Origin of the sequence: Sphingobium sp. HDIP04 (assembly GCF_000445085.1) — a bacterium.
In the GTDB taxonomy this organism is placed as follows: domain Bacteria; phylum Pseudomonadota; class Alphaproteobacteria; order Sphingomonadales; family Sphingomonadaceae; genus Sphingobium; species Sphingobium indicum.
Genome location: NZ_ATDO01000078.1, coordinates 76,920 through 88,898, shown reverse-complemented (window position 1 = coordinate 88,898; position 11,979 = coordinate 76,920). Strand labels below are relative to the sequence as shown.

Genomic DNA, 11,979 nt, shown 5'->3' with positions numbered 1-11,979 from the left:
TGGGGAGGGGGACCAGCCGCAGGCTGGTGGAGGGGAAGGGGCACGACCTCCGAAAATTCCCCTCCACCACCGCCTTCGGCGGCGGTCCCCCTCCCCACGCTTCGCGCAGGGAGGAATTGATGGCCGCCCACAGCCCAAATCCGCACCCCCTCAAAATAACCGCGACCCATCCGGCACAACCCGATCCGGCGCGAACAGCACCACCGCCCCGGCCTCGTCCGCAAACCCCAGCGTCAGCACTTCGGACAGGAATTTCCCGATCTGCCGCGGCGGAAAATTGACGACCGCCGCCACCTGCCGCCCCGGCAAATCTTCCAGCGCGTAATTTTCGGTGATCTGCGCGCTCGATTTCTTTCGCCCGATCCCCGGCCCGAAATCGATCAGCAGCTTATAGGCGGGCTTCCGCGCCTCCGGATAAGGCTCCGCCGACAGGATCGTGCCGACGCGAATATCGACCTTCAGGAAATCGTCGAAGCCGACAAGGTCTGCGGCCGCCGCCGCGGGATCATGGTTCAGATGCATGCCGACAGGCTAATGCCAGCAGCCAGCCGAAGTCGAGGGACATGATCCCCCGACTTCGCCCAAATGGCCCGAATTATTCCAGTTCCAGGATGATCGCGTCGACCGGCAGGCTTTCGCCCTGCGCGGCGGACACGCTCTTCACCACGCCCGCCTTCTGCGCGCGCAGGATATTCTCCATCTTCATCGCCTCGATCACGGCGAGTGGCTGGCCGATCTCGACCTTGTCGCCTTCCTTGACGTTCAGCGCGACCAGCAGGCCCGGCATCGGACAGATCAGGAAGCGCGACAGATCCGGCGGAATCTTCTCGATCATATGCCTGGCATGCACCGCCGCATGGGCGGGCAGGATGCGCAGCTTGTGGCTGGCGCCATGCGCGGTCAGCACGAAGCCCGAACGCACCGGCGCGATCTTCACCGCCAGTTGCTCCTCGCCGAACTCCGCCTCGATCAGCCGGTCGCCCGGTGTATATTCCAGCGCCAGTTCGATGGCCTCGCCATCCACCGTGACGTCATCGCCGTTGATCACGACGTCATGGATGACATCCCCGATCTTCACCTGCCATCCGGTCGGCGGCGCAAGGCGCTTGCCCAACTGCCCCTCGATCCGGCGGGCGCGATCCGCCTGCGCCATGGCCGCGAAGGCGCCTATGGCCGACAGACGCTTCAGCAGCGTTTCGGATGCCGGAGCGCCGGTGAAGCCCTCCGGATATTCCTCCGCGATGAAGCCGGTGGTGATGTTGCCCGAACGGAACCGCTCATGCTGCATCAGCGCCGATACGAAATCGATATTATGCCCCGGCCCCTCGATCTCGAACTGGTCGAGCGCCGCGATCTGCTTGTCGATGGCCTCCAGACGGGTCGGCGCCCAGGTGATCAGCTTGGCGATCATCGGGTCGTAGAACATGCTGACCTCGCCGCCCTCGACCACCCCGTCATCGACGCGCACGCCGTCCACCGCTTCCGGCGGATTATAGCGGATCAGACGCCCGGTCGACGGCAGGAAGCCGCGATAGGGATCTTCGGCATAGACGCGGTTCTCGATCGCCCAGCCATTGATCTTCACATCCTCCTGGCGGAAGCTCAGCTCCTCGCCATTGGCGACGCGGATCATCTGCTCGACCAGGTCCAGGCCGGTAATCTCTTCCGTCACCGGATGCTCGACCTGCAAACGGGTATTCATTTCCAGGAAGTAGAAGCCGTCGCCCGTCTTGTCCGCGCCCGACACGATCAGCTCGACCGTACCCGCGCTGAAATAGCCCACCGCCCGCGCCAAAGCGACGCACTGCTCGCCCATCTTCCTGCGCATTTCGGGGCTGACGAAGGGCGAAGGCGCTTCCTCGACCACCTTCTGGTGGCGGCGCTGGATCGAGCATTCGCGCTCATTCAGGTAAAGGATATTGCCATGCTGGTCGCCCAATATCTGGATTTCGATATGGCGCGGGCTTTCGATGAACTTCTCGATGAACACGCGGTCGTCGCCGAAGCTGTTCAGCCCCTCGCGCTTGGTCGCTTCGAAACCTTCGCGGACGTCCTGCTCGCTATAGGCCAGGCGCATGCCCTTGCCGCCGCCGCCGGCCGACGCCTTCATCATCACCGGATAGCCGATCTCGTTGGAGATGCGGACGGCATGTTCCGTATCCTCGATCACGCCGACATAGCCGGGAACGACGTTGACGCCCGCTTCCTTGGCCAGCTTCTTCGACTCGATCTTGTCGCCCATCGCGGCGATGGCGTTTGCGGGGGGGCCGATGAAGACGATGCCCGCCTCGTCCAGCGCCTTGCGGAAGCTCTCCCGCTCCGACAGGAAGCCATAGCCCGGATGCACGGCGTCCGCGCCGGTCGCCTTGCACGCCTCGATGATCTTGTCGGCCAGCAGATAGGACTGGGCGGCGGGCGGCGGGCCGAGATGCACGGCTTCGTCCGCCATCAGGACATGGGGGCTGCGCGCATCCGCATCCGAATAGACCGCCACGGTCTTGATGCCCATCTTCCGCGCTGTGCGGATGACCCGGCACGCAATTTCGCCACGGTTCGCGATCAGGATCTTGGTGATTGCCATTATCTATCCTTGCCCCAGTCCTTATGCTGCCGTTCGTTAGCACTCAAGCACCCTCGTCATGCCGGACTTGATCCGGCATCCCGCTGTCTTCCCATGCGACGGCAGCGACAGGAAGCGGGACCCCGGATCAAGTCCGGGGTGACGAGCTAGTGCCTTAATCGATCACTCCGCAGCCTCCAGATGCCCATGCGGCTGCGCCATCATCGGCGTCAGCCCAAGCTTGGAAAGCAGCGCGCTATCCTTGTCGTCCCCGGCATTGGCCGCCGTCAGCAGCTTGTCGCCGGTGAAGATGCTGTTCGCCCCCGCCATGAAGCAGAGGGCCTGACAGGCCTCGCTCATGCTCTCGCGCCCGGCGGAGAGCCGCACCATCGACTGCGGCATGACGATCCGCGCCACCGCCACGGTCCGCACGAACTCGACTTCATCGATCTTCGCGAGCGGCGTGTCCTTCAGCATGTCGCCCAGCACCGTGCCCTCTACCGGCACCAGCGCGTTGATCGGCACGCTTTCGGGATGCGGCATGGTGGCCAGAGCATGCAGGAAACCGATCCGGTCGCTCCGCGTCTCCCCCATGCCGACGATCCCGCCGCAGCACACGTTGATGCCCGCGGAGCGCACATTCTCCAGCGTCTCGATCCGGTCCTCGAAGGTGCGGGTGGTGATGACGTTGGCGTAATTTTCCGGCGAAGTGTCGATGTTATGGTTGTAATAATCCAGCCCCGCATCGGCCAACTGCTTCGCCTGACCGGCCGACAGCATGCCCAGCGTCATGCAGGTTTCCATGCCCATCTGGCGAACGCCCTTCACCATTTCGATGAGCTTGGGCATGTCCCGTTCCTTGGGATTGCGCCACGCCGCGCCCATGCAGAACCGGCCCGAACCATGGTCCTTCGCCTGCGCCGCCGCCTGGAGCACGGCCTGCACGTCCATCAGCTTGGTCGCCTTCAGCCCGCTTTCCGCCTCGGTCGACTGGCTGCAATAGCCGCAATCCTCCGGGCACCCGCCAGTCTTGATCGACAGCAGGGTCGACAACTGCACTTCATTGCGCGGGAAATTCGCGCGATGGATCGACTGCGCCTCGAACATCAGGTCGTTGAAGGGCAGGTCGAACAGCGCGGCGATCTCTTCGCGAGTCCAGTCGCACCGCACGCCCGCGGTGCGCCCCTGCGAAGGCAGGGGCCCAGAGTTCGGAGTGGGGTTCGGGGCGCTTCCTTTGGAGCCCTGGGCTCCTGCTTTCGCAGGAGCACTGGAAATATTCAGGTCGGTCAAGCGGCTTCCTCCAGCCCCGCTGGGGGCATGTTGTGGCCGAGGAGGCGCAGCACATCGGCGGCGCATTCCACGACGTTGGAACCCGGTCCATAAATCCCCTGAACGCCCGCGTCACGGAGGAAGTCGTAATCCTGCGGCGGAATGACCCCGCCCGCGATCACCTTGACATCGTTCCGCCCCTTCTCCCGAAGCTGCCGGATGAGTTCGGGGATCAGCGTCTTGTGCCCCGCGGCCAGCGACGAAGCGCCCACCACGTCGACGCCGCTGTCCAGCGCCAGCACCACCGTTTCCTCCGGCGTCTGGAACAGCGGCCCCGACACGATGTCGAAACCCATGTCCCCGAACGCCGAAGCGATCACGTTGGCGCCCCGGTCATGGCCGTCCTGCCCCATCTTGGCGATGAGGATCTTCGGCTTGCGACCGAGGCGCCGCTCGACGGCCTGCACCCCGTCAAGTACCTGTTTCCAGCGGGCATCCTGCGCATAGGGCTGGGCATAGACCCCCTTCACCGGCGTCGGCACCGTGCCGTAGCGGTTGAAGCTGTCCTCCATGGCGGAGGAGATTTCGCCCAGCGTGGCCCGCGCCCGCGCCGCCTCGACCGCATGGGCGAGGAGGTTGTTTTCGATGGATTGCGGACCGGCGGCGGCTGCACGCAGCGATTCCAGCGCGGCCTGACAAGCGGCCTCGTCACGCTCCGCCTTCACCTTGTTGATGCGGGCGATCTGCGCTTCCCGGACCTTCGTGTTGTCGACTTCCAGCGTCTCCAGCAGGTCTTCGTTCGCCAGACGATATTTGTTGACGCCGACGATGACGTCCTCGCCCCGATCCACGCGAGCCTGACGGGCGGCGGCGGCGGTCTCGATCATGGCCTTGGGCCAGCCCGCGCCCACGGCCTTCGCCATGCCGCCCTCGGCCTCGACCCGGTCGATGATCTGCTGCGCGGCGTCGACAAGCTGCTGCGTCAGCGCCTCGATATAATAGCTGCCCCCCAGCGGATCGACGACATTGCACATGCCGGTCTCTTCCTGGATGACGATCTGCGTATTGCGGGCGATGCGGGCCGAAAAATCCGTCGGCAGCGCGATCGCCTCGTCCAGCGCGTTGGTGTGCAGCGACTGCGTGCCGCCCAGCATCGCCGCCATCGCCTCGATGGTGGTGCGCATGACATTGTTATAGGGGTCTTGTTCGGTCAGCGACACGCCCGACGTCTGGCAATGGGTGCGCAGCATCTTGCTGCGCTCGTCCTGCGCGCCCAGCTTCGTCATGGCGCGATGCCACAGCACGCGGGCGGCGCGCAGCTTCGCGATCTCCATGAAGAAGTTCATGCCGATGGCGAAGAAGAAGCTCAAACGCCCGGCAAACTTGTCGATGTCCAGGCCCGACGCCACGCCATATTTCACATATTCGATGCCGTCCGCGATGGTGAAGGCCAGTTCCTGCACCTGCGTCGCCCCGGCCTCCTGCATGTGATAGCCGGAGATGGAGATGCTGTTGAACTTCGGCATCTCGCGGCTGGTATAGCCGAAAATGTCGGAGATGATCCGCATCGAGGGTTCGGGCGGGTAGATATAGGTATTGCGGACCATGAACTCCTTGAGGATGTCGTTCTGGATGGTCCCGTCCAGCAGCTTGCGCTCGACCCCCTGCTCCTCGCCCGCGACGATGAAGAAGGCCAGGATCGGGATCACCGCGCCGTTCATCGTCATGGAAACGGACATCTTGTCGAGCGGAATGCCGTCGAACAGGATCTTCATGTCCTCTATGGTGTCGATGGCGACGCCCGCCTTGCCGACGTCGCCGACGACGCGGGGATGGTCGCTGTCATAGCCGCGATGGGTGGCCAGGTCGAAGGCGACGGAAAGCCCCTTCTGCCCCGCCGCCAGGTTGCGGCGATAGAAGGCGTTGGATTCCTCGGCAGTGGAAAAGCCCGCATATTGCCGGATGGTCCAGGGCCGCCCCGCATACATGGAAGCGCGCACGCCCCGCGTGAAAGGCGCGAAACCGGGAAGGCCCGGATCGCCAACTTTATCTGGGGTCACGTCCTCCGCCGTGTAGAGCGGCTTGACGGTGATCCCTTCGGGGGTTTCCCAGTTCAGGTTCTTGCCCTTCACCTCCTTGGCGGCGGCGGCGGCCCACTGATCCAGCGTCGGCTTCTCGGTCATTGTCTCTAACCTACCCTCAAACCCAAATCCGTTCGCCCTTAGTAGAGGCTGAGCTTGTCGAAGCCTCGTATCGAAGGGCCTTGCGCAACCCATCCTTCGATCTCCCGCTTCGACAGGCTCGGCGGCTACTCAGGACGAACGGCGCTATTCAATGCGCCTCCCTGGGCGTCTCCATGATCTCCGTCAGCACCCCGTTCATATCCTTGGGGTGGACGAAGAAGATCAGCGTCCCATGCGCCCCGATGCGCGGCTCGCCGAGCACCTTCTTGCCAAGGCCCTCGAACCATGCCTTGGCCTCATGAATGTCGGGCACCTCATAGCACATATGATGCTGCCCGCCCGCCGGGTTCTTGGCGATGAAGCCATGGATCGGGCTGTTCTCGCCCAAAGGCTCGATCAGTTCGATCTGCGTCCCCGCCGTGCCATTCTCGCCCGGCGTATCGACGAAGCACACCTTCACCCCCTGCGCGGGCAGGTCGAAAGGCTCATGCGCGATCGTCGCGCCCATGACGTCGCGATAATAAGCGATGCTGGCTTCCAGCGAAGGCGTCGCGACGCCGATATGGTTCAAGCGACCGAGTTTCATAGTCCCATTCCCAACTTCGTCACCCCAGCGAAAGCTGGGGTCTCGTGCCTTTACGTTCCACATGGCCGCCTGAGATCCCAGCCTGCGCTGGGATGACGGCCGTTGGGGCATCAAAGCGGAATATTGTCGTGCTTCTTCCAGGGGTTCTCCAACGCCTTGTTGCGCAGCTTGCGCAGCCCTAGCGCGATCCGCTTGCGCGTCGAGTGCGGCTGGATCACCTCGTCTATGAAGCCCTTGCTCGCCGCCACGAACGGGTTGGCGAAGCGATCCTCATATTCCTTCGTCTTCTGCGCGATCTCTTCGGGCGTCTTGCCGCGGAAGATGATCTCCACCGCGCCCTTCGCGCCCATCACCGCGATCTCCGCCGTCGGCCAGGCATAGTTCAGGTCGCCGCGCAGATGCTTCGACGCCATCACGTCATAGGCGCCGCCATAGGCCTTGCGCGTGATGACGGTGATCTTCGGCACGGTCGCCTCCGCATAGGCGAACAGCAGCTTCGCGCCATGCTTGATGATGCCCGAATGCTCCTGCGCCGTCCCCGGCAGGAAGCCCGGCACGTCGACGAAGGTGACGATGGGAATCTCGAACGCATCACAGAAACGCACGAACCGCCCGGCCTTTTTGGAGGAGTTGATGTCCAGAACCCCCGCCAGCACCATCGGCTGGTTGGCGATGATGCCGACGGTCTTGCCCTCGACCCGTCCGAAACCGCAGATGATGTTCCCCGCATGGGCCGGCTGCACTTCGAAGAAGTCGCCCTCGTCCACCACCTTGCGGATCAGCTCGTGCATGTCATAGGGCTGGTTCGCATTGGCGGGGATCAGCGTGTCCAGGCTCTCCTCGATCCGGTCCCACGGATCGGCGCTCGGCCGCTCCGGCACCGGCTCCTTGTTGGAGGCGGGCAGGAAGTCCACGAAATCGCGCACCGCCAGCAGCGCCTCGATGTCATTCTCGAACGCCACGTCCGCCACGCCCGACTTGGTCGTGTGCGTCACCGCGCCGCCCAGTTCCTCCTGCGTGACCACCTCGTTGGTGACGGTCTTCACCACGTCCGGCCCGGTCACGAACATGAAGCTGCTATCCTTCACCATGAAGATGAAGTCGGTCATGGCGGGCGAATAGACCGCGCCGCCCGCGCAAGGCCCCATGATCACGCTGATCTGCGGCACCACGCCCGAAGCCAGCACGTTGCGCTGGAAAATCTCCGCATAGCCGCCCAGCGACGCCACGCCTTCCTGAATGCGCGCGCCGCCGGAGTCATTGAGGCCGATCACCGGCGCGCCGACCTTCATGGCGATGTCCATGATCTTGCAGATCTTCATCGCATGCCGTTCCGACACCGCGCCGCCATAAACGGTGAAGTCCTGCGAAAACACATAGACCAGACGGCCGTTGATCGTGCCCGATCCGGTGACGACGCCGTCGCCGGGGATATGCTGCTCGTCCATGCCGAAGTCGATGCAATTATGCTCGACATACATGTCCAGCTCCTCGAAGCTGTCCTCGTCCAGCAGCACTTCCAGCCGTTCACGGGCCGTCAACTTGCCCTTGGCATGCTGGGCGTCGATGCGGCGCTGTCCGCCGCCCAGGCGGGCTGCGTCGCGCTTGGCTTCGAGCTGTTCGATGATGGCGAGCTTCGACATATCAGGCATTTCTCCGGCTTGTCGCGGACATCTTTGCCCGCCCTTCCCAATCTTTCCGCATTTTCGCAAATGCGATTTTGCCAATTTGCAAATTGCGACTTTGCAAATTATGGACGAATCATGGCCCGTGGCAATCGAATCTTCGCAGGTCCGCGCCTGCGCCAACTCCGCCTGGATCACCGTATGGACCAGGCGACCATGGCCCATGCGCTGGGCATATCGGTATCCTATCTCAGCCAGCTGGAGAATGACGACCGTCCCCTGACGGCCAAGGTCAAGGCGGCCGTCGCCAGCGCCTTTCCCACCGACTGGGCCAGCTTCGACAGTCGGGAGGAGGAGCAGCTTCTGGGCGCCTTCACCTTCGCCCTCGCCCATCCCGAACTGCCCGGCACGCCGATGGAGCCGGAGCGGATCGAGAAGCTGCACCTGCATTTCCCCGAATTCGCGGCGCGCTATGTCGACCTCTACAACGCCCATATGCGCGCCAACGAACGCATCAACATGATCGAGGAGGCGATCGCCAACGATCATGCGGTGCAGGCCCGCCTGCCCTGGGAAGCGGCGCGGGATTGGTTCCACGAAGCCGGCAATTACGTCCATGTCCTCGACTGCCTGGCGGAGGATATGGCCGCCAGCTTCACCGCCGGCCAGACGCTGGACGAAGGCATGCTGGTGGAGGCGCTGGCCCGCCGCCACGGCATCGAAACGCTGATCGCCGAGACGCCGGATTCCGCGCTCCGCTCCTACACCAGCAGCGAAAAGCGCCTGTTCGTGAACGCGGCCCTGCCGACCGAAAGCCGGAAATTCATGCTCGCCCACCAGTTGATGATGCTGGAGGGGCAGGCCGTGATCGCGGACGTGGTCAACAAGGCGGCGTTGCCCGTGCCCGGCGCGGACCGGCTGCTCGCCATCGGCCTCGCCAATTATGCGGCGGGCGCGCTGCTGATGCCCTATGCCCCGTTCCGCGAAGCCGCTCGCGAAGTGCGCCATGACATAGACCGTCTCGCCCGCCGCTTCGGCGTCAGCTTCGAACAGGCCTGCCACCGCCTCTCGACGCTGCAAAGGCCCGGCCTGCGCGGCATCCCCTTCTTCTTCTGCCGCGTCGACATGGCGGGCAACATCACCAAGCGGCACAGCGCCACCCGTCTGCAATTCGCCCGCTTCGGCGGCGCCTGCCCGCTCTGGAATGTCCATGAAGCGGTCGCCGTCCCCGACCGGATCAACGTGCAACTGGGGGAAACGCCTGACGGCGTCCGCTATGTCTCCATGGCGAAGGGGCTGGTGAAGCCCTCCGGCAGCTACAGCCGCACCCCCCGCCGCTTCGCCGTGGTGCTGGGCTGCGAGACCGCCCATGCGGCCAATTTCGTCTATGCCGACGGCCTGCAACTGGAGGTGGAGGGGGCCGCGACCCCCATCGGCATCACCTGCCGCCTCTGCCCGCGCCAAAGCTGCGACCAGCGCGCCTTCCCGCCCGCCGACCGCCCGATCCGCGTCGATCCCGACAATCGGCAGATCGTGCCCTACTGGATCGGCTGACAAGCAAAAGGGGCTTTTTTCCGCCAATCCTGCTTGCGGGAACTGGCCCTGTCGCTCGTCCGCCCTTCCGGATAAGGAATGATGGATGAGCGACGCGGATATTCTGACGAACAACTCCCTCCGGCAGGAACTGGTGGATGACGGCTATGCCCGCCTGCCGGGTTCCGGCCTGTTCGACCTGCTCGCGATCCGGAGCGCCGACTGGGCCGCGCTCGCCCGAAGCTGGGACGATCTCGGCCCCGACCTCTATATGGCCGACGGCGGCCGGTATCGCCGCCGCCGCCACGCGACCTTCGCCTGCGATCAGGACGGCTTCACGCGCATGCCGCACCAGCCCCATTTCCAGAGCCGCGACTATAATCCGCTGAACGGCGACGTGCAGCGCTGGTTCGACCCCATCGAACAAAGCACCGTCGACAATGCCGCGATGCAGTCGATCCTGGCCTTCTGCGCCCGCAGCTTCCCCCTGTCGGGGCGGCAGCATGTCGAACTCCACCAGTTCCGCATAGAGGCGCGCAGCGGCGAACGGGGCCGCCCCACGCCCGAAGGCATGCACCGCGACGGCGTCGACTGGGTGTTCGTGATGCTGGTCGAGCGCCGCAACGTGCGCGAAGGCGTCACCCGCATCGGCACGCCGCAGGGCAGGGAACTGGGCGAATTCACCCTCGCCCGCCCCGGCGACGCGGTATTGATCGACGACCACCGCATCATGCACGGCGTCACCGAAATCCATGCCGTCGACCCGGCCCGACCCGCCTGGCGCGACGCCCTGGTAGTCACCTTCGCGGCCGCCGCCTGACCTATTTCAACAGCACCAGTTCCTCGGCCATGCTGGGATGCAGGGCCACGGTGTCGTCAAAAGCCTGCTTGGTGAGACCGGCCTTCACCGCGATGGCCGCCGCCTGCAATATTTCCGGCGCGTCCGGGCCGATCATGTGCAGCCCGACCACCCGGTCGGTCGTCGCATCCACCACCATCTTGTAGAGCGCCCGCTCGTCCCGCCCGGCCAGCACATTCTTCATCGGCCGGAAATCGGAGGTATAGATTTTCACCGTGCCCAGCTTGTTCCTCGCCTCCGCCTCGGTCATCCCGACCCCGGCGAGCGGCGGATGGCTGAACACGGCGGACGGCACGCAGGCATAGTCGACGGTGCGCGGATTGTCCCCGAACACCGTATCGGCGAAGGCATGTCCCTCCCGGATCGCCACCGGCGTCAACTGCATCCGGTCGGTGACGTCGCCCACCGCATAGATGCTCTCGCAACTGGTGCGGCTATAGTCATCGACCTTGATCGCGCCCTTGTCGCTGAGTTCGACCCCGGCATTTTCCAGCCCCAGCCCCTCGACATGCGGCCTACGCCCGGTCGCAAAGAGGAGCAGGTCGCACGCGATGGGATCGCCGCTCCTGAACCGGACGGTCAGCGTGCCGTCCTCCTTCTTCTCGATCTTCTCCATCTCCGCATTGAAGCGGAAATTGATCCCCTTCATTGTCGAAATCTGGAGCAGCCGATCGCGTATCTGCGCGTCATAGCCGCGCAGCAGCGTGCCCGAACGGTTCACCATGGTCACATGGCTGCCGAACTGGTGAAAAATGCCCGCAAATTCATTGGCGATATAGCCGCCGCCCACGATCACGATCCGCTTCGGGCACTCGTCCAGATGGAACACCTCGTTGGAGGTCACGCCATGTTCCGCGCCTTCGATGTCGGGAACGATGGGCCATGCCCCGGTCGAAACCAGGATATATTTCGCGCTGACTTCCCGCCCGCTCGCCAGCCTGACGCCATGCGGCCCCGTGATCGTCGCCCGTTCCGGGATCAGTTCGACCTTATGGTTGTCCAGCGTGTTCCTGTAGAGACCCTCCAGCCGGTCCACATCGGCCAGCACATTGTCGCGCAGCGTCTTCCATTCGAAACCGCAATCCGGCACGTTCCAGCCGAAACGCCGCGCATCCTTCAGATCCTCGGCGAAATGCGCGCCGTAGACCAGCAGCTTCTTGGGCACGCAACCGCGAATGACGCAGGTGCCGCCGACGCGATATTCCTCCGCCACCGCGACCTTCGCGCCATGGGCCGCCGCCACGCGGGAAGCCCGCACGCCGCCCGATCCCGCGCCGATGACGAAAAGGTCGAAGTCGTAGTCGCTCATATAAGCCTCCGCTGCATTGCGCCCGCATATGGAGCGTCCCCGGCGGAGTTACAAA

9 protein-coding genes are annotated in these 11,979 nt (G+C 64.3%); 2 read left to right on the top strand and 7 right to left on the bottom strand.

What is annotated here, in order from left to right:
- Positions 1-150: 150 nt before the first annotated feature.
- From L286_RS33620 to L286_RS33595, 6 genes are all read right to left on the bottom strand, one after another.
- Positions 151-522 carry a tRNA-binding protein gene (locus L286_RS33620; protein WP_020820777.1) on the bottom strand — a complete coding sequence of 124 codons (372 nt, stop codon included), beginning with the start codon at positions 520-522 and terminating at the stop codon, positions 151-153.
- A gap of 73 nt (positions 523-595) precedes the next feature.
- Complete coding sequence (locus tag L286_RS33615; RefSeq protein WP_007685845.1) at positions 596-2,581, bottom strand: acetyl-CoA carboxylase biotin carboxylase subunit; 1,986 nt, start codon at positions 2,579-2,581, stop codon at positions 596-598.
- A 162-nt stretch (positions 2,582-2,743) separates the two neighbouring features.
- On the bottom strand, positions 2,744-3,730 hold the full coding sequence (bioB, locus tag L286_RS33610) for a biotin synthase BioB (RefSeq protein ID WP_020820776.1): 987 nt from the start codon (positions 3,728-3,730) through the stop codon (positions 2,744-2,746).
- A 116-nt stretch (positions 3,731-3,846) separates the two neighbouring features.
- On the bottom strand, positions 3,847-6,012 hold the full coding sequence (scpA, locus tag L286_RS33605; protein WP_020820775.1) for a methylmalonyl-CoA mutase: 2,166 nt from the start codon (positions 6,010-6,012) through the stop codon (positions 3,847-3,849).
- Between the two features lie 148 nt (positions 6,013-6,160).
- Positions 6,161-6,598 (bottom strand): methylmalonyl-CoA epimerase, encoded by a 438-nt coding sequence (gene mce / locus L286_RS33600; RefSeq protein ID WP_007685838.1) that lies wholly within the window; start codon positions 6,596-6,598, stop codon positions 6,161-6,163.
- 110 nt (positions 6,599-6,708) lie between these two features.
- Positions 6,709-8,241: an acyl-CoA carboxylase subunit beta gene (locus L286_RS33595; RefSeq protein ID WP_007685833.1), complete on the bottom strand. Its 1,533-nt coding sequence runs from the start codon at positions 8,239-8,241 to the stop codon at positions 6,709-6,711.
- A gap of 120 nt (positions 8,242-8,361) precedes the next feature.
- Here L286_RS33595 and L286_RS33590 point away from each other — a divergent pair, with 120 nt between their 5' ends.
- Together L286_RS33590 and L286_RS33585 are read left to right on the top strand one after the other, a co-directional pair.
- Positions 8,362-9,777 (top strand): helix-turn-helix domain-containing protein, encoded by a 1,416-nt coding sequence (locus tag L286_RS33590; RefSeq protein ID WP_013040031.1) that lies wholly within the window; start codon positions 8,362-8,364, stop codon positions 9,775-9,777.
- Positions 9,778-9,862: 85 nt separating this feature from the next.
- The gene (locus tag L286_RS33585; protein ID WP_020820774.1) at positions 9,863-10,576 is read left to right on the top strand and encodes a 2OG-Fe dioxygenase family protein; all 714 of its coding nucleotides are present in this window, start codon (positions 9,863-9,865) and stop codon (positions 10,574-10,576) included.
- A gap of 1 nt (position 10,577) precedes the next feature.
- Here the strand turns inward: L286_RS33585 and gor are convergent, their stop codons facing one another.
- Positions 10,578-11,924, bottom strand: coding sequence for a glutathione-disulfide reductase (gene gor, locus L286_RS33580; RefSeq protein ID WP_020820773.1), 1,347 nt, complete (start codon positions 11,922-11,924; stop codon positions 10,578-10,580).
- Positions 11,925-11,979 lie beyond the last annotated feature (55 nt).